Origin of the sequence: Mucilaginibacter rivuli, from assembly GCF_019391655.1 — a bacterium.
GTDB classification, from domain to species: Bacteria; Bacteroidota; Bacteroidia; order Sphingobacteriales; family Sphingobacteriaceae; genus Mucilaginibacter; species Mucilaginibacter rivuli.
The window spans coordinates 40,926-66,824 of record NZ_JAHXPQ010000006.1 but is presented as its reverse complement, the minus strand read 5'-3'; the positions used below and the strand labels follow the sequence as shown (position 1 = coordinate 66,824).

At 43.5% G+C, this 25,899-nt stretch carries 22 protein-coding genes and 1 tRNA gene; 8 read left to right on the top strand and 15 right to left on the bottom strand.

Annotated elements, in window-relative coordinates; translation table 11 throughout:
* Position 1 precedes the first annotated feature (1 nt).
* The 10 genes from leuB to ilvD form a co-directional block, all read right to left on the bottom strand.
* Entirely contained in the window at positions 2-1,060 is a 1,059-nt protein-coding gene (gene leuB, locus KXQ82_RS14600; RefSeq protein ID WP_219489139.1) for a 3-isopropylmalate dehydrogenase, read from the bottom strand.
* A gap of 55 nt (positions 1,061-1,115) precedes the next feature.
* The gene (locus KXQ82_RS14595) at positions 1,116-2,633 is read right to left on the bottom strand and encodes a hydroxymethylglutaryl-CoA lyase-like TIM-barrel protein (protein WP_219489138.1); all 1,518 of its coding nucleotides are present in this window, start codon (positions 2,631-2,633) and stop codon (positions 1,116-1,118) included.
* 72 nt (positions 2,634-2,705) lie between these two features.
* Positions 2,706-3,302, bottom strand: a complete 597-nt coding sequence (leuD, locus tag KXQ82_RS14590; RefSeq protein ID WP_219489137.1) for a 3-isopropylmalate dehydratase small subunit — start codon at positions 3,300-3,302, stop codon at positions 2,706-2,708.
* A gap of 50 nt (positions 3,303-3,352) precedes the next feature.
* Positions 3,353-4,759 (bottom strand): 3-isopropylmalate dehydratase large subunit, encoded by a 1,407-nt coding sequence (gene leuC / locus KXQ82_RS14585; RefSeq protein WP_219489136.1) that lies wholly within the window; start codon positions 4,757-4,759, stop codon positions 3,353-3,355.
* Between the two features lie 51 nt (positions 4,760-4,810).
* Complete coding sequence (locus KXQ82_RS14580; protein ID WP_219489135.1) at positions 4,811-5,977, bottom strand: 2-isopropylmalate synthase; 1,167 nt, start codon at positions 5,975-5,977, stop codon at positions 4,811-4,813.
* 92 nt (positions 5,978-6,069) lie between these two features.
* Entirely contained in the window at positions 6,070-6,828 is a 759-nt protein-coding gene (locus KXQ82_RS14575; RefSeq protein WP_219489134.1) for a class I SAM-dependent methyltransferase, read from the bottom strand.
* A 91-nt stretch (positions 6,829-6,919) separates the two neighbouring features.
* On the bottom strand, positions 6,920-7,978 hold the full coding sequence (gene ilvC, locus KXQ82_RS14570) for a ketol-acid reductoisomerase (RefSeq protein ID WP_219489133.1): 1,059 nt from the start codon (positions 7,976-7,978) through the stop codon (positions 6,920-6,922).
* A 102-nt stretch (positions 7,979-8,080) separates the two neighbouring features.
* Positions 8,081-8,686, bottom strand: a complete 606-nt coding sequence (gene ilvN / locus KXQ82_RS14565; RefSeq protein WP_219489132.1) for an acetolactate synthase small subunit — start codon at positions 8,684-8,686, stop codon at positions 8,081-8,083.
* A gap of 8 nt (positions 8,687-8,694) precedes the next feature.
* Entirely contained in the window at positions 8,695-10,431 is a 1,737-nt protein-coding gene (gene ilvB, locus KXQ82_RS14560; protein WP_219489131.1) for a biosynthetic-type acetolactate synthase large subunit, read from the bottom strand.
* A 93-nt stretch (positions 10,432-10,524) separates the two neighbouring features.
* Entirely contained in the window at positions 10,525-12,231 is a 1,707-nt protein-coding gene (gene ilvD / locus KXQ82_RS14555) for a dihydroxy-acid dehydratase (RefSeq protein ID WP_219489130.1), read from the bottom strand.
* Between the two features lie 534 nt (positions 12,232-12,765).
* On the opposite strand from ilvD, the gene KXQ82_RS14550 reads away from it, so the two are divergent.
* The gene (locus tag KXQ82_RS14550; RefSeq protein ID WP_219489129.1) at positions 12,766-14,145 is read left to right on the top strand and encodes an alpha/beta hydrolase family protein; all 1,380 of its coding nucleotides are present in this window, start codon (positions 12,766-12,768) and stop codon (positions 14,143-14,145) included.
* A gap of 18 nt (positions 14,146-14,163) precedes the next feature.
* Positions 14,164-14,658 (top strand): gamma-glutamylcyclotransferase family protein, encoded by a 495-nt coding sequence (locus tag KXQ82_RS14545; protein ID WP_219489128.1) that lies wholly within the window; start codon positions 14,164-14,166, stop codon positions 14,656-14,658.
* A gap of 263 nt (positions 14,659-14,921) precedes the next feature.
* Here KXQ82_RS14545 and atpC read toward each other — a convergent pair whose 3' ends face one another.
* Positions 14,922-15,170, bottom strand: coding sequence for an ATP synthase F1 subunit epsilon (atpC, locus tag KXQ82_RS14540; RefSeq protein WP_219489127.1), 249 nt, complete (start codon positions 15,168-15,170; stop codon positions 14,922-14,924).
* Between the two features lie 112 nt (positions 15,171-15,282).
* On the bottom strand, positions 15,283-16,785 hold the full coding sequence (atpD, locus tag KXQ82_RS14535; RefSeq protein WP_219489126.1) for a F0F1 ATP synthase subunit beta: 1,503 nt from the start codon (positions 16,783-16,785) through the stop codon (positions 15,283-15,285).
* A 247-nt stretch (positions 16,786-17,032) separates the two neighbouring features.
* On the opposite strand from atpD, the gene KXQ82_RS14530 reads away from it, so the two are divergent.
* Positions 17,033-18,244 carry an OmpP1/FadL family transporter gene (locus tag KXQ82_RS14530; protein ID WP_219489125.1) on the top strand — a complete coding sequence of 404 codons (1,212 nt, stop codon included), beginning with the start codon at positions 17,033-17,035 and terminating at the stop codon, positions 18,242-18,244.
* A gap of 19 nt (positions 18,245-18,263) precedes the next feature.
* Positions 18,264-19,574 (top strand): SGNH/GDSL hydrolase family protein, encoded by a 1,311-nt coding sequence (locus KXQ82_RS14525; RefSeq protein ID WP_219489124.1) that lies wholly within the window; start codon positions 18,264-18,266, stop codon positions 19,572-19,574.
* 268 nt (positions 19,575-19,842) lie between these two features.
* On the opposite strand, the gene KXQ82_RS14520 is transcribed toward KXQ82_RS14525, so the two are convergent.
* Positions 19,843-20,823, bottom strand: a complete 981-nt coding sequence (locus KXQ82_RS14520; RefSeq protein ID WP_219489123.1) for an NAD(P)H-quinone oxidoreductase — start codon at positions 20,821-20,823, stop codon at positions 19,843-19,845.
* 255 nt (positions 20,824-21,078) lie between these two features.
* Between KXQ82_RS14520 and KXQ82_RS14515 the strand changes: the two genes are divergently transcribed.
* The 4 genes from KXQ82_RS14515 to obgE all read left to right on the top strand — a co-directional run bounded on the left by KXQ82_RS14515 (position 21,079) and on the right by obgE (position 23,493).
* Positions 21,079-21,540 (top strand): redoxin domain-containing protein, encoded by a 462-nt coding sequence (locus KXQ82_RS14515; protein ID WP_219489122.1) that lies wholly within the window; start codon positions 21,079-21,081, stop codon positions 21,538-21,540.
* A gap of 88 nt (positions 21,541-21,628) precedes the next feature.
* Positions 21,629-21,702 (top strand) — tRNA-Arg (locus KXQ82_RS14510).
* A gap of 56 nt (positions 21,703-21,758) precedes the next feature.
* The gene (locus tag KXQ82_RS14505; RefSeq protein WP_219489121.1) at positions 21,759-22,331 is read left to right on the top strand and encodes an adenylate kinase; all 573 of its coding nucleotides are present in this window, start codon (positions 21,759-21,761) and stop codon (positions 22,329-22,331) included.
* A gap of 157 nt (positions 22,332-22,488) precedes the next feature.
* Entirely contained in the window at positions 22,489-23,493 is a 1,005-nt protein-coding gene (gene obgE, locus KXQ82_RS14500; RefSeq protein ID WP_219489120.1) for a GTPase ObgE, read from the top strand.
* A 99-nt stretch (positions 23,494-23,592) separates the two neighbouring features.
* Here obgE and KXQ82_RS14495 read toward each other — a convergent pair whose 3' ends face one another.
* Together KXQ82_RS14495 and KXQ82_RS14490 are read right to left on the bottom strand one after the other, a co-directional pair.
* On the bottom strand, positions 23,593-25,161 hold the full coding sequence (locus KXQ82_RS14495) for a hypothetical protein (RefSeq protein WP_219489119.1): 1,569 nt from the start codon (positions 25,159-25,161) through the stop codon (positions 23,593-23,595).
* Positions 25,142-25,873, bottom strand: a complete 732-nt coding sequence (locus KXQ82_RS14490) for a glycosyltransferase family 2 protein (RefSeq protein WP_219489118.1) — start codon at positions 25,871-25,873, stop codon at positions 25,142-25,144. The genes KXQ82_RS14495 and KXQ82_RS14490 overlap by 20 nt, the downstream gene beginning before the upstream one ends.
* Between the last annotated feature and the right edge of the window lie 26 nt (positions 25,874-25,899).

The following is a 25,899-nucleotide window of genomic DNA, read 5'->3' as shown; positions in this document are numbered from 1 at the left end:
TTTATATATTTTTTGCGAGCCAGTCGCCTACCTCGCTGGTTTTGTATGCTTTGTTTTTACCGGCAAGATCTTCGGTAACGATACCTTCGGCTAATGATTTATTCACTACGGCACGGATCAATTCCGCTTCTTCTTTCAAACCAAAAGCATCCTCAAACATCATAGCGGCTGATAATACAGTTGCCAATGGGTTGGCGATATCTTTACCTGCTGCCTGCGGATACGAACCATGTATCGGCTCGAACAATGAGGTGTGGATCCCGATGGAGGCCGACGGCATCAAACCCATCGAACCCGAAATAACCGAAGCCTCATCAGTCAAAATATCGCCAAAAAGGTTCTCGGTGATCATTACATCATAGCTGTTTGGCCATTGTACCAGGCGCATGGCTACGGCATCAACAAACTCATAGCTCACAGTAACTTCGGGGTAATCTTTCTCCATAGCCTGCACAGTTTGGCGCCACAGGCGCGATGTTTCCAGCACGTTGGCTTTATCTACACAGCACAAACGTTTGCTGCGCTGCATAGCCATTTCAAAACCTAATTTGGCAAGGCGAACAATTTCGTCTTTGGTATAGGTACAGGTATCAAAAGCGGTGTTGCCATCTTCGCTACGGCCACGCTCGCCAAAGTAAATACCACCGGTTAGCTCACGCAAAATGATCAGGTCGGTACCCTCAATACGCTCACGTTTAAGCGGAGAGTTATCAATTAATGATGGGAAAGTGAAGGTAGGGCGCACGTTAGCGAACAAACCCAATTTTTTACGCATCTTCAATAGTCCCTGCTCCGGGCGAACTTTAGCAGTAGGGTCGTTATCAAAGCGCGGGTGACCGATAGCTCCAAACAGCACCGCATCTGCAGCCATACAAACATCGTGGGTCGAGTCGGGATAAGGTTCGCCAACGGCATCAATGGCGGCTGCGCCGGTAAGGGCGGCGGTCCATACAATTTCGTGGTTGAATTTTTTTGCGACAGCGTTTGATACTTTAACAGCCTGGTCGATAACCTCGGGTCCGATGCCGTCTCCTGCCAAAAGGGCGATATTCAATTTCATTTTTAAAGTGTTATTATGATTGATTTTTAATTGTCTTAATTCTTGGTTCTCGACTCTAAATAATATTCAGCATCTTCTGCGTAGCCTTGATAGCGCAAACCGTTTGGTCCGAATCCAATCCGCGGGTAATAAATTTCTTCTGATCAGTTTCCCAGGTAATAATGGTTTCGCAAAGCGCATCGCTGCTACTGCCCGGCGCTATACGCACGGCATAGTCTATCAGCTTTGGTAAGCGGCGCTTCTTTTTATTGTACACTTTGGTGAGCGCGTTCATAAAAGCGTCAAACTGGCCATCGCCCTGGGCGTTCTCTTCAAACTTTTCGCCATCTATTTTTACAGAGATGGTTGCCGAAGGGTGAAGCCCCATCGCGTTCATCAGTACATACGATTCTACGATAACCTTCTCTTCATAAAGGCTGCTATCCAATACGTCGGATATAATATAAGGAAGATCTTCCTTGGTTACGGTCTCTTTGCGGTCGCCCAGTTCAATAACGCGCTGGGTAACTTTCTTCAGGTCGGCATCATTGAGTTTAAGGCCCAACTCCTGCAGGTTCTTCTCTATATTGGCTTTGCCCGATGTTTTGCCCAGCGCATATTCGCGCTTGCGGCCAAAACGTTCAGGGAGCAGATCGTTAAAATACAGGTTGTTTTTGTTATCGCCATCGGCGTGGATACCCGCGGTTTGGGTAAATACGTTTTCGCCAACAATAGGTTTATTGGTGGGGATGCGTACTCCCGAAAAGGTTTCCACCAGTTTGCTTACCTTGTATATGGATGATTCCCTGAGGTTGATCTCCACCTCGGGAGCAAAGTCTTTGATGACCGCCACGGCACTGGCTAATGCAGCGTTACCCGCACGTTCGCCCATTCCGTTCACGGTGAGGTGCAAGCCGTCTATACCTGCGCGTACCGCCTCTAAAACGTTGGCTGTGCCCAGGTCGTAATCATTATGCGCGTGAAAATCAAAGTGCAGTTTTGGGTATTTTGACTTGATGTCTGATAAATATTTAAATGTTTCGCAAGGGGTTAAAACTCCCAACGTATCGGGCAGCAATATCCTCTTCACATTTTGTTGCGAAAGGAAATCAAGGTATTGGCAAACATACTCAGGCGAGTTGCGCATGCCGTTGCTCCAGTCTTCCAGGTAAACATTGGTGCTGATGCCTTTGCTTGCCGCGAGTTCGATCACCTGTTTTATTTCGGCAAAATGCTGTTCGGGTGTTTTTTTGAGTTGGTGGGTGAGGTGGTTCATCGAACCTTTGGTCAGCAGGTTTTGAACCTTTACGCCAGAGTTCACCATCCAATCGATCGATACACCATTATCTACAAACGAGAGTACCTCGATGCGCCCAGTGTAACCATGCTCTTCGGCCCAGGCCATAATGGTTTTAACCGCGCTGAACTCCCCGTCCGACACGCGTGCCGAGGCGATCTCCACACGGTCGACGTGCAGTTCTTCTAATAACAACTGAGTAATGGTGAGCTTTTCTGAAACAGAAAACGACACGCCCGAGGTTTGTTCCCCATCGCGGAGCGTAGTATCCATTATCTCTATTTTCCTTCTTTCCATTATATTGGATAGTGTTTTGGTTTGGCTGGTTAGGCTTGTGTTGGTATTTGCAGCTTTAAGTTGTTATTCTGACTATAGAGGCAACTGCGCTGCAAACTCCTCTATCTCTCCCTTTATGCTTTGCAGATAATCAATATCGTCAAAGCCGTTTATCATATTATCCTTTTTGTACGGGCTGATGTCGAATTTCTCGCTTTCGCCTGTTGCAATCAAAGTGATGGTTTGGGCAGGAAGGTTGATCTCCAGCTCGGTTTTCGGATCGGCGTGAATAGCGGCAAATACTTTGTCGGCAAATTCAGGACTAACCTGTACCGGCAATACGCCAATGTTCAAACAGTTGTTTTTAAAGATATCGGCAAAAAAGCTTGACACTACCGCGCGGAAGCCATAATCATAAACAGCCCAGGCAGCATGCTCGCGCGATGAGCCCGAACCAAAGTTTTTACCACCAACCAGTATCTTACCACTGTAAATAGGGTTGTTTAACACGAAGTCCTTTTTAGGAGTGTTATCCGGGTTATAGCGCCAGTCGCGGAAAAGGTTATCGCCAAAGCCAACACGCTCAGTAGCTTTTAAAAAGCGGGCGGGTATCAACTGGTCAGTATCAACATTCTCTATCGGGAGCGGTACTGCTGTGCTTTGCAATACCGTAAATTTATCGTAAGCCATAATTTTTTTAATGTGCAAATATGCGAATGTGCAGATGTGCGAATGGTTTATTAAACTAATTCTTCAATTAAAGTCCTCGGATCAGTAACTACGCCGGTAACAGCGGCGGCAGCGGCAACAAGCGGACTGGCCAGCATGGTGCGCGAACCCGGCCCCTGGCGACCTTCAAAGTTACGGTTAGAAGTACTTACCGCGTATTTGCCTGCAGGTACTTTATCGTCATTCATAGCCAAACAAGCAGAGCAACCCGGCTGGCGCAATACAAAACCAGCTTCGGTCAAAATGTCTAACAAGCCTTCTTCTTTAATCTGCGCTTCAACAATGTGCGATCCCGGTACTAACCAGGCAGTAACATTATCAGCTTTATGTTTGCCTTTTACAAGTGACGTGAACGCCCTGAAATCTTCAATACGGCCATTGGTACAGCTGCCTACGAATACAAAGTCAACCGGTTTGCCTATCATGTGGTCGCCTTCAGAGAAACCCATGTAGTTTAGCGATTTTTCGTAAGTTGCAGCACCACCTTCAACATGTTCAGCATCCGGGATATCCTGTGATATGCCCATGCCCATACCCGGGTTGGTACCGTAAGTGATCATCGGTTCAATGGTAGAGCCATCAAACGTCAGTTCTTTATCAAAAACAGCGTCTTCGTCAGTTTTTAAAGTTTTATAGTAAGCTAAGGCTTTATCCCAGGCTTCGCCTTTAGGGCTAAACTCACGGCCTTTAACGTAGTTGATGGTGGTTTCATCAGGGGCTATCATACCGCCACGTGCACCCATCTCAATACTTAAGTTACAAACCGTCATACGCCCTTCCATGGTCATGTTTTCAAAAACGTCACCTGCGTACTCTACAAAATAACCTGTAGCGCCCGAGGTAGTTAGTTTTGATATGATGAACAATGCTACGTCCTTAGGGGTAACACCAACGCCTAATTTGCCATTTACGTTAATGCGCATTTTTTTAGGCTTTGGCTGCATAATGCATTGTGTTGACAATACCATTTCAACCTCTGATGTGCCTATTCCAAAAGCGATAGCGCCAAAAGCACCATGAGTTGAGGTATGCGAGTCGCCGCAAACAATGGTAGCTCCGGGTTGGGTAATACCATACTCGGGACCTACTACGTGTACGATACCATTTTTTTGATGACCTAAACCCCAGTGGCTGATGCCATACTCTTTAGAGTTGCTCTCCAACGCGTTTAGCTGGTTAGCCGAAAGCGGATCGGCAACGGGCAGATGCTGGTTGATGGTTGGTGTGTTATGATCGGCAGTGGCAAATGTGCGGTTTGGATACAAAACGCCAATACCCCTGCTCTTTAAGCCTAAAAAGGCTACCGGACTGGTCACCTCGTGTATCAGGTGACGATCGATAAAAAGGACATCGGGCCCGCCTTCAATTTTGCGAACTACGTGTGCGTCCCACACCTTATCAAATAATGTTGTGCTCATCTTTTTTATTTCTGATTGTGTATATGTACTCTGTTTTTTCGAAACGATCAATTATGCCAATTGCTTAACAGCTATCATCAGCGTGGTTAAATCGTTATCATCAATGTCTAATTTGCCATCGGCCAATACCAGGAAACTCTGGTAAGCATTGGCCAGCTCTTGTTTATCTAAATTATAACCTAAACGCTCTAAGTGAAATTTTAAAGCATGGCGGCCACTACGCGCGGTTAAAACAATGGTAGCGCTTGGGAAACCAACATCCTCAGGGCGAATGATCTCGTAATTTTCACGGTTCTTTAAAAAGCCATCCTGATGTATACCCGAGCTATGCGCGAAAGCGTTGCTGCCAACAATAGCTTTATTGGGTTGTACCGGCATGCGCATTTGTGTGCTTACCATGTGGCTAAGTTCGTAAAAGTTTTTGGTGTTGATGTTGGTATGCAGGCCCAAAACCGAGTGCGTTTTCAGGATCATTACTACTTCTTCAATCGAAGTATTTCCTGCGCGTTCGCCTATACCGTTAATGGTGCCTTCTATCTGGCGGGCACCGTTTTGTAAGCCTGCTATGGAGTTTGCAGTAGCTAAGCCCAAATCATTATGGCAATGTACCGAGATAATTGCCTTATCAATGTTTTTGACGTTTTCTTTTAAGAATTTTATTTTCTCGCCATATTGGTCGGGCAGGCAGTAGCCGTTGGTATCTGGTATGTTTACCACGGTGGCACCTGCCGCGATGACCGCCTCGACCATCTGAGCCAAAAAGCGGACGTCGGCACGGCCTGCATCTTCAGCATAAAACTCAATATCTTCAACAGATTTTTTGGCATATTTCACCGCCTCAACAGCGCGCTCCAATATCTCTTCGCGGGTGCTGTTAAATTTGTGCTTAATGTGCATGTCCGATGAGCCGATACCGGTATGTATACGCGGGTGCTTGGCATAAGCCAAAGCCTCAACAGCGGCATCAATATCGCCTTTATTGGCACGGGTAAGCGCGCAAACGGTAGGATTTTTTACCGCTTTTGATATTTCTACCACGCTCTGGAAATCGCCGGGGCTTGATATCGGGAAACCTGCTTCAATAATGTCAACACCCAGCGACTCAAGTTCATGGGCTATTTCGATTTTTTCAGGGGTGGTCAATTGGCATCCCGGCACCTGCTCGCCATCGCGAAGCGTGGTATCAAAAACATAAACGCGGTTTGGATCGTGTAACATATCTTGTTTGTTTAGTTGTCAATTTTTAGTTGACAGTTTTCAGTTTTTATTTATTGGAGTTTACGATCGTCAATTAACCGACAATCGATAACTTATAACTGCTTAACAGCAGTAAATCTTAATCTCACATAATCAGAGAACCACTGCCCTTCACGATAATAGTGGGGGCGTAGCAGCTCTGTAATTTCTTGCAGCATTTGCTGTTTTTGGTTTGAAGGCACGCCTTCAAAATATTGTTCGCCAAACATGGCTATCCATTTGGCTACACCCTGGTCGCCATCCTGCAGGGCAGTAGGGCGGTCAAAATGAGCGGCAAATGTTACCCTGAAACCATGGTTCTCCAACTCGCTGGTATATTCACCCAGGCTTGGGAAACGCCATATCATTGTTTCAGCTTGTTTAGCAAAGCCGTGCTTTAACAATACTTGTTTTGTTGCAGTTATTAATTGCAGTACGTTACCCTTACCGCCCATTTCGGCAACAAAGCGGCCGCCGGGTTTAAGGCTGTGGTAAACGCATTTCATCATGGCATCGTGGTCTTTCACCCAGTGCAACGCCGCGTTGCTGAACACCGCATCAAAAGGCTCGGTAAAACTGAACTTTGATGCATCGGCAACACTGAATGATACTTCAGGGTAGCTTTGCCTGGCCTTCTGTATCATTTCGGGCGAGTAATCAATTCCTACCACATCAGCATCAAGCTCACTTATCTGCTGTGTTAAGTAACCGGTACCGCAGCCCAGATCAAGGATACGCTCGCCGGGTTGTACATCCAGCAATTCCATAACACTCTCACCGTATTGGAATACGAAAGCGTGCTTTTGGTCATATAATTCAGCGTTCCATTTCATGAGTCTTGAGTCAATAGTCTTAAGTCCATAGTCTTAATCGGTATCAAAAAATGACTCACGACTAAAGACTATGGACTATCGACTTGTTTTTTTATGCTTCCACCGGTTGGTTCTCAGGGCGTAAACTGCGTACAGTTTTGCCTGCTTGCCATAATTCGCTTTCGCGTAGTTCGGCTAATTCAGCATCCAGTTTCACACGGTAATCAGGTTGGCTGTTCAGGTCGATAGAACGTTGTGATTCTTTTCCTGTAGCAACGCTGTCATATAATTCTTCGAATACCGGTTTAGTAGCGTCACGGAATTTTTTCCACCAGTCTAAAGCACCACGTTGAGCGGTAGTTGAGCAATTGGCATACATCCAGTCCATACCGTTTTCTGCAACTAACGGCATTAATGATTGTGTTAACTCTTCAACAGTTTCGTTAAATGATTCTGATGGTGAGTGACCGTTTTTACGTAAAACTTCGTATTGAGCAGCGAAGATACCCTGGATACATCCCATTAAAGTACCACGCTCGCCGGTTAAATCGCTATATACTTCTTTTTTGAAATTGGTTTCGAACAAGTAACCGCTACCTACAGCGATACCTAAAGCGATAACACGCTCAAAAGCTTTACCAGTTGCATCCTGGAAGATAGCGTAGCTTGAGTTTAAGCCACGGCCTTGCAAAAACATACGGCGCAATGAAGTACCCGATCCTTTTGGAGCAACCAAAAATACGTCAACATCAGCAGGAGGAACGATACCTGTTTGCTCTTTAAAAGTGATACCAAAACCGTGAGAGAAGTATAATGCTTTACCCGGGGTTAAGTGTTTTTGTACAGTTGGCCATAAAGCTATCTGTGCAGCATCGCTCAATAAGTAGCAAATAATGGTACCGCGCTCTAAAGCTTCTTCAATTTCGAACAAAGTTTCGCCGGGTACAAATCCGTCAGCAATAGCTTTATCCCATGTTTTTGAATTTTTACGCTGACCAACAATTACGTTGATGCCGTTGTCTTTTTGGTTTAAAGCCTGACCTGGGCCTTGTACACCGTAACCGATAACCGCTACAGTTTCATTTTTTAATACTTCCTGAGCTTTAGCTAACGGGAACTCTTCGCGGGTTACTACATTCTCTACAGTACCGCCGAAATTTAGTTGTGCCATTTTTTTATTGTTTTTGATTTGATTTTATCAGTGATGTTGCTACCACCGAAGCTTATTTGTTATTATTGATTTGATTAGTTAGTTATTCTCTTTTTGCCTCAATTACATGCTGAACACTTTTTGGCCCTGCCCCAGGTATTCGTTTTCCATCACATCTTCACCTGGTTCAAGGCGCTCAAATTCGCGTAATTTGCGGTTAAAGCCATCGCTATCTTTTATGATTGCGATGCGTGCGCTGCGTACAAATTCTATCAGGCCGTAAGGTTGCAAAATAGCTACCAATGCATCAGTTTCTTCGCGATGGCCCGTGGTCTCAAAAATCGTATAGTCCTTACGGATAACCACGGCACGTGCACCGTTTTCGCGTAATAAACGCTCAACGCTTACCTTCTCGGCAATAACGTCTGTTGATACTTTGTAAAGCGCCATTTCCTGCCAAATTACATCGGCATTGGTATGGTAATAAACTTTTAGTACTTCTACCTGCTTTTCTATCTGGCGGCAAACTTTGCGTACCACTTCTTCAGTTTCGGTAATAACGATATTGAAACGGTGGATGCTGTCAACCTCAGATGGTGAAGTGTTCAGGCTATCTATATTTATTTTACGGCGGGTAAATATAATAGCGATACGGTTTAGCAAACCTATCTGGTTCTCGGTGTAAACCGTGATGTTATATTCCTGCTTTTCTGTTATTTGCTCAGTCATGATCTTAATTACTTTAAACGAATTTCGCTTACACTACACCCCTGTGGTACCATCGGGAATACATTGTTCTCTTTGGTTACCATTACTTCTAACAGGAACGAGCCTTTGTTAGCAAGCATTTCTTTTAACGCGCCGGGAAGGTCTGTACGGTTGTTAATTGTTTTGCCCGGAATACCGTAGGCACTTGCCAGGGTTACAAAGTTCGGGCTCTGTATATCAACGAAAGAGTAACGTTTCTCATTAAACAACTCCTGCCATTGGCGAACCATACCCAGGAAACGGTTGTTTAATATGATGATCTTTACATTGATGCCGCTTTGCATTATTGTACCTAATTCCTGGCAGGTCATCTGGAAACCACCATCGCCAATAATGGCAACAACTTCACGATCCGGCGTACCAAATTTAGCGCCTATGGCTGCAGGCAGTGCAAAGCCCATAGTACCTAAACCGCCGCTGGTAACATTGCTGCGTGTTTTGTTGAATTTGGCATAGCGGCAAGCTACCATTTGGTGCTGGCCTACATCGGTAACAATAACAGCTTCACCTAAAGTAAGGTCATTCAGTTGTTTTATCACTTCGCCCATTGTCATTTCTTCGGTAGTTGGGTTAAGCTCTTTTTCTATAACAGCTTCAACTTCCTGGCGGGTATATTCGTTAAACTTAGCCAACCATTCGGTATGTTGTTTTTCGTCAACCAAAGCGGTAAGTAATGGTAAAGTCTCTTTACAATCGCCCCAAACGGGTACTGTTGATTTTACGTTCTTGTCAATTTCGGCAGGGTCAATATCCAAATGTACAACCTGTGCCTGTTTTGCATATTTATCTAAGCGGCCTGTAACGCGGTCATCAAAACGCATCCCGATAGCGATCAATACATCACACTCGTTAGTTAAAACATTCGGCCCGTAGTTACCGTGCATACCCAACATACCCACATTTAAAGGGTGATCTGTCGGGATTGCACCTGCACCCAAAACTGTCCATGCTGCCGGGATACCGCTTTTTTCAACAAAAGCTTTAAACTCCTGCTCTGCACTTCCCAATAAAACCCCTTGTCCGAATAAGATGAACGGCTTTTTAGCCTGGTTGATCAATTCTGCAGCTTGCTCAATGTATTGGTGTCTTACTACCGGTTTTGGTTTGTAGCTGCGGATATGTTTGCATTTTACATAACCCTCAAAATCAAATTTCTGGATCTGAGCGTTTTTGGTAATGTCGATCAATACCGGTCCGGGGCGGCCGCTTTTAGCGATGTAGAATGCTTTGGCGATAGCTTCCGGGATCTCGCGGGCATCGGTAACCTGGTAGTTCCATTTGGTAACCGGGGTGGTGATGTTGATCACATCCGTTTCCTGGAAAGCATCAGTACCCAACAAGTGCGCGAACACCTGGCCGGTAATACAAACCAATGGCGTACTGTCAATCTGCGCATCGGCTAAGCCTGTAATTAAGTTGGTGGCGCCTGGCCCGCTTGTCGCGAAAACCACCCCTACTTTGCCCGATGTACGTGCATAACCTTGCCCTGCGTGAATACCGCCTTGCTCATGGCGAACAAGGATATGCTCTAATTTCTCTTTATAATCGTACAGTGCATCATATATCGGCATGATGGCACCGCCGGGATAACCAAAAATAGTTTCAACACCCTCGGCTATCAGTGCTTCCAGCAAAGCTACCGAGCCCGAAACCTCAACGGTTTCCTTTTTCGGAGTGTCAATTGTTATTTCTTGTGTAGTTTCCATATTCTTATTTCGGATTTCGAATTTTCGATTTCGAATTTATTTTTATTGATTCTGTTTTCGCTTTCTGCTTTCGCCTTTAAGCTTTAAACTCTCTTAGTTTTCGTCAGTAACGCAACCTTCAGCGGCTGTACTTACTGATTTTGCGTACTTATATAATAAACCACGAGTGACTCGGAGCGCAGGCTGTTTCCATGCTGCTTTCCTTGCGGCTATCTCTTCATCGCTTATCATCAGGTTAATGCTGTTTTTAGTCGCATCAATTAGTATCCTGTCGTTATCTTTAACCAATCCTATCAAACCACCATCGAAACTTTCAGGCGTGATGTGACCCACCACAAAACCATGTGTACCGCCCGAAAAACGACCATCGGTAATTAAAGCTACTGAGCTACCCAAGCCTGCGCCAAATATGGCCGAGGTTGGTTTTAACATCTCGGGCATGCCGGGTGCACCTTTAGGGCCTACGTTAGTAATTACTACTACATCGCCGGCCTTAACCTTGCCGCTTGTTATACCTGCTATCAGTTCAAACTCGCCATCAAATACACGGGCAGGGCCTTCAAAACGTTCGCCTTCTTTACCGCTTATTTTTGCAACGCTACCGCCTTCGGCAAGGTTTCCGTATAATATTTGTAAGTGTCCCGTAGCTTTTATCGGGTTTTCTTTCGGGAAAATGATCTTTTGGGTCTCAAATTCAAAATCAGGCACCGATGCTAAATTCTCAGCTATTGTTTTACCGGTAACAGTTAAACAAGAACCATCTATCCAACCCAGTTTCAACAAGTATTTCATTACTGCCGGCACACCGCCAATGTTGTGCAGGTCTTCCATCATGTATTTACCACTTGGTTTCATATCGGCCAATACCGGGATACGGTTACTTACCGATTGAAAATCATCCTGTGTTAATGGTACGCCAACACTTTTAGCCATGGCTATCATGTGCAGCACCGCGTTGGTTGAGCCCCCCATTACCATAATGGTAACTATAGCGTTCTCAAAAGCCGCACGGGTCATAATATCGCTTGGCTTGATATCGCGCTCCAATAAAACCTTAATGGCTTTACCGGCTGCTAAACATTCTGCTTTCTTTTCTTCGCTTAAAGCGGGGTTTGAAGAGGAGTAAGGCAAACTCATACCCAATGCCTCAATAGCCGATGCCATGGTATTTGCTGTATAGATACCGCCACAAGCACCCGCGCTCGGGCAGGCATTTTTTATGATGCCCATAAAATCGATATCATCGATCTGTCCGGCAATCTTTTTACCCAATGCTTCAAAAGCTGATACAATGTTCAGGTCTTCACCTTTGTAGTGGCCAGGCTTTATTGTACCGCCATACACCATAATAGACGGGCGGTTTAAACGGCCCATGGCTATAATAGAACCCGGCATATTTTTATCACATCCCGGCAAGGTAATTAAGCCATCATAATATTGAGCGCCGCAAACTGCTTCTATCGAGTCGGCAATGATATCGCGGCTCACTAAGCTGTAACGCATACCTTCGGTACCGTTGCTCATGCCATCGCTTACGCCAATGGTGTTAAATATCAATCCTACTAAACTTTCGTCCCAAATACCTTGTTTAACCAATTTAGCCAGGTCATTCAGGTGCATGTTACAGGTGTTGCCATCATAACCCATACTTGCCACACCGACCTGTGCTTTTTTCATATCCTCGTCGGTTAAACCTATTCCGTAAAGCATAGCCTGCGCGGCCGGCTGGGTAGGGTCTTGCGTAAGTACTTTACTGTACTTGTTTACTTCGGTAGCTTGAGTGGTATCGGTAGTACTCATTGTTTTGGTTGTAGAAATTGGATATTATAAAAAAGACGCCTTCAAATTTTTTGTGAGAAGGCGTCTTTCTGAATTTATTTTCTTAGTGATTGAAACGCTTTCTCGTTATATGAATTGGTACCAGCACCAGGTTGTTTTGAATGCCGGGCACGCTGAGTAAAAATGTATTAATTACAGCCAGAATTTCTGATGTTTTGGTTAATAATTTCATAGCGTTTGTTTGTTTGAATTGTATAATTGTAAGGTAGGTGCTTTCATTTTATGTATCAATACCCTATGTCATTTATTTGCAATTAGTATTTAATTTTGTTTTATTATAATATGCGAAATTAAATAATGGTAATTGCTTGTAATTTGTTATTTTTAAATGTGTACCGTATACCAAAGTTATAATTGGTATACGGTACAAAAAAATAGTTTAGATACGGTACACCTCAAATTCTGCCTAAATTTGGAGGTGACATGAAAAAATTTGTAATTTCAACATACCTAAATACACGCAGTGATCTATTAGTATATTCAGTATAATTTTTGATGAGGAAGGTTATTTTAAGCTGTGTTTTTATCTTATTTGCTTTGGGTAGTTTTGCACAAGATATTACCGGGACATGGTATGGAGCAATGCTAACACCAGGTGGTAAGTTTACCCTGATTTTCCATATTAATAAGGATGAAGATCTGTACGGATCGACCATGGATAGCCCGGCGCAAAATTTTGCCGGTGTACCTACAGCGGGTACAACATTTACCAATAGTAACTTAACCATAATTGGGCCAGGCGCAGTTTTCAGCTTTACCGGCAAGTATAATATAGACAGCAACAAGGTATTTGGCACGTTTACACAAGGTACGGTAAAGCTGCCCATGACATTTACGCGCGACCTGGCAGGTACCGCCGTGCGAAGGCCACAAGATGCAAAAGACTATCCTTATATAAAGGAAGAAATTACCGTTCTGAATGCCAAAGCGCCGGAGGTGATGCTTTCGGGCACGTTAACTATGCCACGGGATAAGAAGGCGAGCAAAATAGTAGTGCTCATCACAGGATCCGGACCGGAGAACAGGGATGAGGAAATGTATGACCATCGCCCCTTTGGAGTTTTGGCCGACTGGCTTACCCGACAAGGTATCGCTGTGATACGCTGTGATGACAGGGGGGTAGGGAAATCCACAGGGAACTTTTTAACTGCTACCACTTATGATTTTGCTGATGATGCCAACGCGATAGTAAGTTACATTAAATCGCGCGCCGATTTGAAAGATATGAAGGTGGGTTTGGTAGGCCATAGCGAAGGCGGCGTGATGGCAGCCATAGCAGCAGGGCAAAACAAGCAGGTTGATTTTACAGTATTGTTAGCTTCGCCGGGTGTGCCGCTTACACGTATATTAATAGAAGGTACGGAACTGGCATCGGGCAGTAATGATGCTTCATCGTTATATGAAAAAATATATCAATTCATTATACAAAACCCCACTTTAAGTACCGACGAAATAAATAAAGGGATAGATGCTGTAATTTATAAAACATTCGCATTAACACCCGGTGGCAAAATTAACAGCTTAACCGCTAAAGCATTTTCCGACCTGTGTAAAGCTCAGGGCTTTTCTGGCCCGTGGTTCAGGAAGTATGTGGCTTTGGAGCCGGTGGTATTTATATCAAAACTGCAATGCCCCGTTTTAGCCATTAACGGAACTTTGGATATGGTGGTGCGTAGCGAAGAAAACTTAAATGCCATAAAGGGCGCTTTGCAGGCAGGTGGCAACAAGCATTTTGAAGTGACACCCATCACTAACCTGAACCACCTGTTTCAAACCACAAAACCAGGGCCTATAGTCACCTATGATAAGATAAGTGAAACCTTTAGCCCGGTGGCTTTAGCTAAGGTGAGCGATTGGATTAATGGTTTGAAGTAAAATCTAATAAAAAATACCATGATACTTTTTGCATATGCCTCGAACATGAATATGGAAGAGTTCCGTGAGAACATTCCATTGGCGCAAAAGTTATGTAACGCTTATATACCGGGTTACGAGTTTTGCTTTAATAAAAGCGGCGATGATCTTTCCGCGAAAGCGAATATACAGCCATCGACAAACGCTGCCGCGAAAGTTTGGGGTGTGCTGATATCAATACCCGAAGAACAAGAGGAACATTTCCACGAAAATGAAGAGCTGGACCTGGTACAAATGAAATGCATGTGCAGCGATGGCGAAATGAAGGAAGCTGCTGTATTAATATCAAAACCACATGCAATAAATAATTACCTGTTGCCCTACGATTGGTACAAGCAAAAGATTGTTGTTTTTGCTAAAATGGGAAAACTGCCTGAAGAGTATATAAAGCAGCTGGAAAGAATGGAAGCCAAAATCGATCCTGATACTAAAAGGCGAGAACGCAGGTTGGAGAAAATTGCGAAGTATTTGTGAGGTCGAGTAAAGACACAAAGGCGCTAAGAACTCCGTAGGACTATCCTGTTTATAGTAGGTTTTCGAAACGAATTATAAGCTCCGTAGGTGCTTCCTGTTATTTATTAGTTTTGGGAGGCACCTACGGAGCCATTTCTCTGTCTTTCCTTTTTTATAAACAGGATACTCCTACGGAGTTGGGATAATATTTCAAAAATATTATCCCAACAAAAAAGCCGTCCCGATAATTATCGCGACGGCTTTTTTAATATGTTATGGTAATTTTATTTGGCCGAAGCAGCTTCCGCTAAAACCATTACCTGGTTGTTCAATACTTCAACAACGCCGCCTTTTACCAAAAACACTTCTTCTTTACCTGCAGTACGCACGATCAGTTTACCATCGTCCAGCGTAGATATGATAGGAGCGTGGTTATTCAATATCTCGAACGAACCCATTGTACCCGGTACCGTTACCGAACGCACTTCGCCTTCGAATATCTTTTTATCGGGTGTTAATATTTCTAAATTCATTTGTCCTTAAATGTGCAAATGTGCAAGTGTGCAAATGTGCAGATGAATTATTTTAATGTTTATTAGCAATGAGAGCATATGCATATTTGCACATCCTCTCATTTGCATATTATTAGTTATTAGCGTCCGCTAATAGTTTTTTACCTTTTTCTATAGCCTCTTCAATGCTGCCTACAAGGTTGAATGCTGCTTCAGGATACTCATCAACTTCGCCATCCATAATCATGTTGAAACCTTTGATGGTATCTTTAATATCAACCAATACACCTTTTAAACCGGTGAACTGCTCAGCAACGTGGAAAGGTTGAGATAAGAAACGTTGAACACGGCGTGCGCGCGATACTGTTAATTTATCCTCCTCAGATAACTCATCCATACCTAAAATGGCGATGATATCCTGTAACTCTTTGTAACGTTGTAAGGTTTCTTTAACGCGTTGAGCGGTGTTGTAATGCTCATCGCCCAATACTACAGGGTTAAGGATACGTGAAGTTGAATCCAACGGATCCACCGCAGGGTAAATACCTAACTCAGCAATTTTACGTGAAAGTACAGTAGTAGCATCCAAGTGGGCAAATGTTGTTGCCGGTGCAGGGTCAGTTAAATCATCCGCAGGTACGTAAACGGCCTGTACTGATGTAATTGAACCACGTTTTGTTGATGTGATACGTTCCTGCATCAAACCCATCTCGGTAGCCAGGGTTGGTTGGTAACCTACCGCCGATGGCATACGGCCCAATAACGCCGATACTTCGGCACCAGCCTGGGTGAAACGGAAGATGTTATCAACGAAGAAAAGGATATCTTTACCCTGGCCTTCGCCGTCACCATCACGGTAATATTCAGCAACAGTTAAGCCTGATAAAGCCACACGTGCACGTGCACCTGGAGGCTCGTTCATTTGGCCAAACACCAATGTCGCTTTCGATTCTTTTAATTTTTCTTTATCAACTACTGACAGATCCCAGCCGCCTTCTTCCATCGAGTGTTTGAAAGCATCACCGTAGTTAATTACGTTCGATTCGATAAACTCACGCAATAAGTCGTTACCTTCACGGGTACGCTCACCTACACCGGCAAACACAGATAAACCTGCATAAGCTTTCGCGATGTTGTTTACCAGCTCCATGATCAATACGGTTTTACCTACACCGGCACCACCGAACAACCCAATTTTACCACCTTTTACATAAGGCTCTAACAAATCGATAACCTTGATACCTGTAAAAAGCACTTCGGTTTCGGTTGATAACTGATCGAATTTTGGAGGCAGGTTGTGAATTGGAGAACCGTTAGAATTATCTAACTGGTCAATACCGTCAATAGCTTCGCCCACAACATTTAACAAACGGCCTTTAACGGCATCGCCAACAGGCATTTTAATGGCCGAATGCGTGTCTAAAACAGGCATACCGCGCAATAAACCGTCAGTCGAGTCCATCGCGATGGCACGAACACGGTCTTCGCCTAAGTGTTGTTGAACTTCAAGAATGATCTTTTGGCCGTTTTCTTTTGTGATCTGTAACGCATCAAAAATTTTAGGCAACTGGGCACCCTCAAAACTTACATCGACAACTGGGCCGATAATTTGTGCTATTTTTCCAATGTTTGGCATACTATTGAACTATGTCTTTTGTTTAATTATTAAGCAGCAAAAGGCGCTGTTAAAACCATGTGCTGTTTCGGGTTGCAAAAATAAGCTTTTGTACCGATAATCAAACACTTCGGTAAAAGAATTTATGTACAATATTTTTTTACCTGATTTTAATAAAAAAATAAAGATTTACTATGTTAGCATAGTATTTTTTATTTATATTTGTTTTAAGAAAAACCTTTTACAGGATAAACCAATTTATACAATTATGAGAAGATTACTACTAATGGGGCTTTTGCTATTGCCTTTTTTGGGTATGGCACAAGGCTTCCAGGTCAATTTGCACGGAGAGAAGCAGATTGGTATGGGCCACACAGGCACAGGGCTTTTACAGGATGGCGCGTCTGTGCTGTTTAATCCGGGAGCGGTGGCCATGTTGCCCGAAAACTTTATCCAGGGAGGTATTAACCCCTTGTTTTTTAATTCGTCGTTTTTACTGGCAGGCTCAAACCAGCAAGAGAATGTAAAGAACAACGTAGCCACACCTTTTAATGTATATGGCGTTTGGGGGCCTAAAAATGCCAAATGGAAAATAGGCATGGGTATTTATACACCTTTTGGCGGTTTAACCGAATGGGGTAATACCTGGAGCGGTAAATACTCGCTCATTAGCCTTAACCTTAAAGCTATTTATTTCCAACCAACATTAAGCTATAAATTTAACGATGTGATAAGTGTAGGTGCCGGCTTTGTAATTGATTACGGCAGCGTTAATTTAAAAAGAGCTATACCAACAACACCTGATGGGCAGGCAGAATTGGATGGCAGCGGCAGCGGTACAGGTTTTAACGTAGGTGTGTTTATTAAAGCGAGCCCTAAATTTACCATAGGCTTAGATTACCGCTCAAAAGTGCAAACCAGTATAAATGATGGTAAGGCAACCTTCAGCGTTCCTGCTTCATTGGCTTCAAGTTTCCCTTCGCCAAATACCTTTTCGGCATCAATACCATTGCCTGCAACGGCATCAATTGGTTTAGGTTATAAACCATGCGATAAATGGTTGGTAGCTTTTGATTTTCAGTGGGTAAACTGGGATGTATATAAATCGCTCGATTTTAATTACGGACAGACTACCAGTACGCTGAAAAATACCTCATCGCCACGTAACTATGAAGATGCATTTGATTTTAGGGCAGGTGCGCAATATGAAGCTGATAAAGGTGTATTCATCCGTTTTGGCGGTGGTTATGCAACTACCCCGGTTAAAGATGGTTATGTAACACCTGAGGCGCCTGATGCTAACCGCGTTTACGGTACAGCAGGTTTGGGTATTAAAGCAGCTAAACATTTGGATATTGATATCGCCTTTGAGTATGAGCATTTAATGAGCCGTACCCAAACCAATATCGAATCGGGCTTGTCGGGCACATTTGCAACCAACGTATTTATCCCGGGTATATCATTAGCTTATCACTGGTAAACCTTAAACTATTACAGCAATGAAGAATTTTAAAAATTACGCATATATACTACTGGCGGCCGCATCAATAGCGGCGTGTAAGCCGGTTATTACAGTGCCTACACCCACAACCGGCTCGGCAGATTTTACCCGGTACATATCGGTAGGTAACTCATTAACGGCAGGTTATGCAGATAATGGCTTATACCTTTCGGGACAATTAAACTCGTACCCAAGCATTATAGCGGCGCAAATGCAAACTATAGGCGGTCCTGCCAGCTTTAACCAGCCTTTGTTTAGCACCGCACAGGCAAGCGGAACGGGTTATTTGTCTATAGATAAGTTTAACGCTGACGGAACTCCGCATTTTGTTACGATAGCAGCTACTGCGGTACGTGGGATAAGCACTGTTACCGGCGGTCCGTTATTTACAAAATACTCAGGCCCTTTAGATAATTATGGTGTGCCGGGTATTAAACTCTCGGATATTACCAATCCGCTTTATGGAAACGGGAATCCATATTTTGAGCGCTTATTGCCGGGTAATGGCCCGTTCCAAACCCAATACATTGATTTCATTACCGCAAGCAGCTTTACCTTTTTTACCAATTGGTTAGGTAATAACGATGCGCTTGGTTATGCAACAGGTGGCGGCGGTGGTTATGCAGGAGCTGGAGTACTTACTGATAAAGGAAATTTTAGCACTTTATATACTACCTTAATAACCAGGTTAACAGCAAACGGAGCCAAAGGCGCATGTGCTACTATACCCGATGTAACAACTATACCTTTCCTTACTACTGTAACATATGGAGCCATATTAGCGGGTGTGCAAAAAGTTGCCCCACAAGTAACTGATATTTATATTAATGCGGCTGATGCAACAGGTGCTGTTTACGCGCCACGTAAAGCAACAGCAGCAGATTTGTTCACTTTAACATTTAACTCAAGTGGGCAGCTTGCTAAAATTGGTACTAACGGTTATGGTGTATCTCCATTAAACCCTATCGAAACACAATACGTGTTGGATGCTAATGAGGTAGCTTTGGTTAAAGATTATGTAAACTCATATAACAACACTATTAAAACTGCTTCGGCTTCAAAAGGGCTTGCTGTATTTGATTCCTTTGCCTTCCTCACTAATATTAAAACCAATGGCTTGTTAGTAAACGGCATTAGCCTTAATTCTAATTTTGTAAGCGGTGGTATATTTTCTTTAGATGGTGTGCATTTAACGCCACGTGGCTACGCAATTGTAGCTAACCAGTTCATATCGGTTATTAATGCTCAGTACGGATCGAATATCCCTACAGTTAATGTTTCCGCTTATGCCGGTGTGACATTCCCGTAATTAAACTTTTGTGATTGTTAGTTTTTTATGGAAGCCGTTCTGATCTGTCAGGGCGGCTTTTTTTATTATTAATATGGATTTTTTTATTTACCCCATCGGGGTAATAGCCCGGTAGAAGAAAATGAGTTAGTCATTTTTGCGCCGTTAGGTGCAATACATTTCCGAAGGCCGGGTTTTGTACCTACGGCACAAATTTCTTCTTATGCATAATATGGCTACCGGGCTTTTGCTCCGACGGAGCAACCTTTCTAAAGATGTTGCGTGTATTCTATTTTATCGTCAATACGATCTTACCAATATGCTCGCTGCTTTCCATTAGCCTGTGCGCATCAGCAACCTGTTCAAATGGAAAGGTTTTATAGATAACAGGTTTGATTTGCCCCGATGCAAGTAAGGGCCATATTGTTTTCTCCAGATTTTGGGCAATGGCACTTTTAAAGCCCGTGTCGCGGGCACGCAAAGCCGAGCCGGTTACAGTAAGCCGTTTATGGGTGATGAGGCTCAGATCAATAGTTCCCTCTTTACCTTTTAAAGAACTGATGACAACAAGCCGCCCATCAAAGGCCAATGAGCGGATATTATCAGGTGTATAATCGCCGCCTACCATATCCAATATCACATCAATGCCTTTGCCGTTGGTTATTTCTTTTATTACTTCCCTAAAGTTTTCTGTTTTGTAATTAATGGCACGGGTCGCGCCAAGTTCTAAACAGAATCTGCATTTCTCATCACTACCTGCTGTAACGTATACATCGCAACCCATTGCTTTTGCCATTTGGATGGCCGTTACACCAATGCCGCTTGTGCCCCCATGTACCAGCAAGGTTTCGCCTTTTACCAGCTTTGCGCGATCGAAAACATTGCTCCAAACGGTAAAAAAGGTTTCGGGTAATGATGCCGCTTCTGTAAATGATAAACCTTTGGGAATAGGCAAGCACTGCCCTTCGGGTACGGTGCAATATGCTGCATATCCTCCCCCTGTTACCAGTCCGCAAATTTGGTCGCCAATTTTCCATCGTTTAACACCTTCGCCCAGTTCGGTTATGGTTCCGGCAATTTCCAGTCCTGGTATATCCGACGCTCCGGGTGGGGGAGCGTATAATCCTTTGCGCTGGGCTATGTCGGGCCGGTTAACGCCCGCGGCTGCAACCTTTATCAATACTTCGCCGGGAGCGGGTTTGGGTATGGGGCGTTCTTCGGTTTTTAATACTTCCGGCCCGCCGGGTTGGCTGATGGTGATGGCTTGCATGGTTGTTTAACTTGGGAGCCAAATTAATGTTTTATATGTGAAGGAAAGATTTGACAAATCTAAACGTGCAGATTTTCTGATGAGGATATTTTTTGCTATATTGTATGGTATTGGGATGAAGGAATAAGAGCAAGGAATAAAGATGAATGTTTTTAAAAGATACCTGTTTTTACTGCTTTTTTAATACAAAAAGACACAAAACCAACAATTGAAAAGGAAGATATCCTTAGTTTCGTACCAAAATATAAACTCACTATGTCATTACAACCAGGCCAGGCCGCACCACAATTCATTTTAGTATCCGACGAACTTAAATCGGTTAGCCTTGCCGATTTTAAAGGCAAAAAGGTAGTTGTTCATTTCTTCCCAATGGCATTTACCGGTACATGTACCACACAGCTGTGTACCATGCGCGATAGCTTTGGCTATTACGATGGTTTGAACGCGCAGATATTGGGCATTTCTGTTGATTCGCCTTTCACTTTAAAGAAATTTAAAGAAGAGAACAATTACCAGTTCCCGCTATTGTCTGATTTTAACAAGGATGTATCGCGCGATTACGGTGCTATTTATGAAGAATTTGTGTTGGGTTTAAAGGGGGTGTCTAAAAGGGCGGCCTTTGTTATCGACGAAAATCAAAACATTATTTACGCCGAAGTGTTGGAAAAAGCCACTGATCTGCCCGATTTTACAGCTATTGCAGAGAAAGTAAAATAATTCAAATTTTTTTTAGGGATTTGAAAAGAAATCATATTTTTGCAGTCCGTTAAAAAAGGCATTCGCCACTTAACGGATTTGTTAAAACGCACTCGTAGCTCAATTGGATAGAGCGTCTGACTACGGATCAGAAGGTTAGGGGTTCGACTCCCTTCGAGTGCACTAAATATGAAGTCTTTCTGCCAATCACAGAAAGACTTTTTAAATTTTATCACAGGATGCTGAATTTAGTACTGTTTGGCCCTCCCGGTGCAGGGAAAGGGACTCAATCTCAAAAACTGATTGAAAAATATCAGTTGGTTCATCTTTCAACCGGCGATATCCTTCGTGGTGAAATTACACAGGGAACAACCCTTGGCCTCGAAGCTAAAAAACTGATGGACGAAGGTTTATTAGTACCTGATGCGGTGGTTATTGGTATGATAAGCAATAAGCTTGATGCCAATAAAGATGCAAAAGGTTTCATTTTTGATGGTTTCCCACGCACAGTAGCACAGGCAGAAGCATTAGATGGTTTGCTGGCATCTAAAAACGACAGCATATCAGGTATGATAGCGCTTGAAGTTAATGATGACGAACTGGAGCACCGCTTATTATTAAGAGGAAAAGAATCGGGCAGGCCCGATGATGCTAACCCCGAAGTGATACGTAAACGTATTGTTGAATATAATAGTAAAACAGCCCCTGTAGCTAATTTTTATAAAGCACAGGCTAAGTTTAAAAGTATAAACGGCATTGGCAGTGTTGATGATATATTCCACTCGGTTTGCGGAGTGATCGATACGCTGTAAGCTGCTGATATAATAAAATACGCCATCACGAGGTACGAAGCAATCCTCGCTCATACAATTGGCGCAAATACAAAGTTTAGGATTGCTTCATGCCTCGCAATGGCGCGTGGTTTAAAAAAATCCGAAATCGGACATCCGACTTCCGAAATCCATAACTATGTCTCAAGGTTCAAATTTTGTTGATTACGTAAAGATATGTTGCCGCTCGGGACATGGCGGTGGCGGCTCGTCGCATTTGCACCGTGATATCCTCACATCAAAAGGTGGCCCCGATGGTGGCGATGGCGGCCGTGGCGGCGATATTATTGTAGTTGGCAATGCACAACTTTGGACTTTACTACACTTAAAATATCGTAAACACATTATAGCCGGCGATGGCGATGCCGGTGGCAGCTCATTGCGTACAGGTAAAAGCGGACGTGATGAGATTTTAGAAGTTCCTTTAGGTACAATAGCCAAGGATGCCGAAACAGGCGAGATCTTATTCGAGATAACAAAAGACGGCGAAAAGCGTGTGCTTACACAAGGTGGCCGCGGTGGTTTAGGTAACTGGCATTTCCGCTCGGCAACGCAGCAAACACCTCGTTTTGCCCAAACCGGTGAAGAAGGAAAAGAAGAGTGGAACATTCTTGAATTGAAAGTGCTGGCCGATGTGGGTTTAGTTGGTTTCCCTAACGCAGGCAAATCTACTTTACTATCTGTAGTATCGGCTGCCAAGCCTGAGATAGCCGATTACGCTTTTACAACGTTGGTGCCTAATTTGGGTATCGTGGCGTATCGCAACAACAAATCATTCGTGATGGCGGATATCCCGGGTATCATAGAAGGTGCATCAAAAGGTAAAGGTTTAGGATTTAGGTTTTTGCGGCACATTGAGCGTAACTCGGTGTTGTTATTTATGATACCTGCAGATACCAGCCGAAGCATTAATGATGAATACCAGATACTGCTACACGAGCTTACCGAATACAATGCCGAGCTTACCCACAAACCACGCATATTAGCCATTACAAAAAGCGATATGCTGGATGATGAACTGCAAGCCGAAATGGCGAAGGAAATTCCGGCAGGCATCCCTGCGGTATTCATCTCATCGGTAGCACAAAAGGGCCTTACCGAATTAAAAGACCTGCTCTGGAAAGAGATAAACAACCATATTTAATTGTTGGAGTAAGGAGTAAAGAACAAAGATGGTGTTTCTTTAAAATGCCGGCTTTTATCACCTTTTTTTGAGTACAGCTACAACGCTCTTAGGTGATGGTTAGTTCTCTGCCGAGTACAGGTAGTTGTTGCCTAATTTCTTCACTGTAAAGTGATGGTAGTTTACGAAGGCCTTGCTGATGTGATAAGCCACCCCATTTTTTTGATAAACTTCGGGCATTAGCATATAAATTGTTCCGGCTTTACCGGTGTATTTTACTTCCTTTAACTCTTGCGCACTCATATCCTGTACGCTTAATGTTAAAACCCGGTTGTTGCGTATTTCAATTGCCAGATCAGGGGCAGTAGTTACAAAGAGGGCAGTATTTGGGTGGAGGCTGTCAAGCCGGCTTAGTTCATTAAGGGTAAGCTGATCATAAGCCTGCTGTGATAAACCCGAAGGGCCATGGCCCGAATGGATGTTCACCTTGTATTCAATTTTAAAGTACGATGTTTCCCAGCAGATAAATAAAAACCATACCATGCCGAAAACTATTCGGGCAATTTTTGACTTGCTTACCCAATATATCAGTCCGGGTATGGTTAACAAGCCAATCACACGGAAGTGCCTGCCTTCAAAAGATACATCTGCCTGTTTAATATATAGGTAGCTGAAAAACAATGTACCGGTAATGTAAACTATAATGAGGGCCAATGCATAATCTTTATTAGGCAAATGTTTTAATACGCTGTTTACAAAAAATACGCTGCCAAATGCAAGCAGGGCAAGCAGCACTATTGACCAGGTGTAAGATAATATTGCTGCATCAGGGTGATAGATAAGTCCGTTGAATATCTCATCGATTGACAGACCTGATAATAAAGGCGATGCCAAAGGAAAGCTAAAAGTTTCGGGCATAATAAGCCATGGCCCGTCGGCGTTTGATGGGTTAACTCCTTTTGTTATGTAGCAAAAGTAAATGATAGCCACAGCAGCCAGTACAGGTATAGCCAGCAAAACCCCGTTACGAAGCCAGTGTTGAATATTTTTTTTACTGGCTGATAGGTTGATCCATACACAAGCCACACCTGCAGCATACATCCACAAAACAGATGATTTTGCTACGAAGCCCAGTAGCCCTGCAAGGAAAAGAAAAACAAAAGCCTGCCAGTTTAATTTTTGAATGCCAAAGCAGTAATATAAAAACCAGCCACCAAAAGCGAATAGCAATACCTCGCCGCCAGGATAAAAAATAAACGGCAAAATGAAATAGGCCTGGCTGGCTATAAAAGCAATGCTGATGGCCGATAACCAGTTTGTAAAGCCTAATCTTTTAAATAATTGATAGTAGCCCGCCAAACCAAGTATTGAGCACAGGGTAACGGTAAGTGCTACGGCTTTGCCGGTGTTAAGCCCGAAAATGATTTTGAACAGGTAGGGCAACAGGTATTGCCCCGGCGACCACCATGATAAAAAATCAGTATTATCAATGGCTATGTTAGCCGGATTGGGGCTTGGGATGAGATTAAACGCATGCCCCTGTTCCATATACCGCATTACCTGGAAACCCCAGCTTGGGTCGGGGAAAGGGTTGGGTGGTACAACAAATATGAGTACCCCGAGCATCAGCGTGATAGTGCCGATGACCAGGAGCAAAATACGGTAAGGTTTACTTTTTAATGAAAACATTGTACTTAAATATACACCATATTGCCCTGAAACCATCTTTCCAGTTTATCTTTTTGCCTTCGCTGTATGTACGGCCGTAGTAAGATATACCTACCTCATAAATTTTTATGTTAGGTATACGTGCAAGCTTAGCGGTTATTTCGGGCTCAAAGCCAAAGCGCTTCTCCTGTAGTACAAGGTTTTTTAATATGGAAGTACGTATCAATTTATAACAGGTTTCCATGTCAGTAAGATTGAGGTTGGTAAACATGTTGGATAGGAAGGTGAGTATCTTGTTGCCGATACTGTGCCAGAAAAATAGAATACGGTGTGGCTGATCGCCCATAAAACGCGACCCATAAACCACATCGGCACCTGCTTTTAATACAGGTTTCAGTAATATGGCATATTCATCAGGATCATACTCCAGGTCGGCATCCTGAACTATACAAAAGTCGCCCGTAGCAACTTCAAATCCACGATGAATGGCGGCGCCCTTGCCTTGGTTAAAGGCTTGCTCTATCAGGTTAATATCCATATCATGTTCATCGGCGAAAGCCTTAACAGCTGTTGTGGTGTTATCAGTTGAGCAGTCATTTACAACAATAACCTCTTTGGTAATACCAAAAGGCAATTGTGCATGTACAATGCGTTCTAATATGAGGGAAATAGTTGCTCCCTCGTTATACGCAGGGATGATGATGGAGAGTTTATGTACAGCGGGGAGTGTCATGAAGCCGCTAATTTAATAAAATAACC

Bases quoted from the DNA above. Each gene is read 5' to 3' on its own strand.
- leuB (WP_219489139.1), bottom strand. From the start codon at position 1,060: ATGAAATTGAATATCGCCCTTTTGGCAGGAGACGGCATCGGACCCGAG.
- KXQ82_RS14595 (WP_219489138.1), bottom strand. From the start codon at position 2,633: ATGGAAAGAAGGAAAATAGAGATAATGGATACTACGCTCCGCGATGGG.
- leuD (WP_219489137.1), bottom strand. From the start codon at position 3,302: ATGGCTTACGATAAATTTACGGTATTGCAAAGCACAGCAGTACCGCTC.
- leuC (WP_219489136.1), bottom strand. From the start codon at position 4,759: ATGAGCACAACATTATTTGATAAGGTGTGGGACGCACACGTAGTTCGC.
- KXQ82_RS14580 (WP_219489135.1), bottom strand. From the start codon at position 5,977: ATGTTACACGATCCAAACCGCGTTTATGTTTTTGATACCACGCTTCGC.
- KXQ82_RS14575 (WP_219489134.1), bottom strand. From the start codon at position 6,828: ATGAAATGGAACGCTGAATTATATGACCAAAAGCACGCTTTCGTATTC.
- ilvC (WP_219489133.1), bottom strand. From the start codon at position 7,978: ATGGCACAACTAAATTTCGGCGGTACTGTAGAGAATGTAGTAACCCGC.
- ilvN (WP_219489132.1), bottom strand. From the start codon at position 8,686: ATGACTGAGCAAATAACAGAAAAGCAGGAATATAACATCACGGTTTAC.
- ilvB (WP_219489131.1), bottom strand. From the start codon at position 10,431: ATGGAAACTACACAAGAAATAACAATTGACACTCCGAAAAAGGAAACC.
- ilvD (WP_219489130.1), bottom strand. From the start codon at position 12,231: ATGAGTACTACCGATACCACTCAAGCTACCGAAGTAAACAAGTACAGT.
- KXQ82_RS14550 (WP_219489129.1), top strand. From the start codon at position 12,766: ATGAGGAAGGTTATTTTAAGCTGTGTTTTTATCTTATTTGCTTTGGGT.
- KXQ82_RS14545 (WP_219489128.1), top strand. From the start codon at position 14,164: ATGATACTTTTTGCATATGCCTCGAACATGAATATGGAAGAGTTCCGT.
- atpC (WP_219489127.1), bottom strand. From the start codon at position 15,170: ATGAATTTAGAAATATTAACACCCGATAAAAAGATATTCGAAGGCGAA.
- atpD (WP_219489126.1), bottom strand. From the start codon at position 16,785: ATGCCAAACATTGGAAAAATAGCACAAATTATCGGCCCAGTTGTCGAT.
- KXQ82_RS14530 (WP_219489125.1), top strand. From the start codon at position 17,033: ATGAGAAGATTACTACTAATGGGGCTTTTGCTATTGCCTTTTTTGGGT.
- KXQ82_RS14525 (WP_219489124.1), top strand. From the start codon at position 18,264: ATGAAGAATTTTAAAAATTACGCATATATACTACTGGCGGCCGCATCA.
- KXQ82_RS14520 (WP_219489123.1), bottom strand. From the start codon at position 20,823: ATGCAAGCCATCACCATCAGCCAACCCGGCGGGCCGGAAGTATTAAAA.
- KXQ82_RS14515 (WP_219489122.1), top strand. From the start codon at position 21,079: ATGTCATTACAACCAGGCCAGGCCGCACCACAATTCATTTTAGTATCC.
- KXQ82_RS14505 (WP_219489121.1), top strand. From the start codon at position 21,759: ATGCTGAATTTAGTACTGTTTGGCCCTCCCGGTGCAGGGAAAGGGACT.
- obgE (WP_219489120.1), top strand. From the start codon at position 22,489: ATGTCTCAAGGTTCAAATTTTGTTGATTACGTAAAGATATGTTGCCGC.
- KXQ82_RS14495 (WP_219489119.1), bottom strand. From the start codon at position 25,161: ATGTTTTCATTAAAAAGTAAACCTTACCGTATTTTGCTCCTGGTCATC.
- KXQ82_RS14490 (WP_219489118.1), bottom strand. From the start codon at position 25,873: ATGACACTCCCCGCTGTACATAAACTCTCCATCATCATCCCTGCGTAT.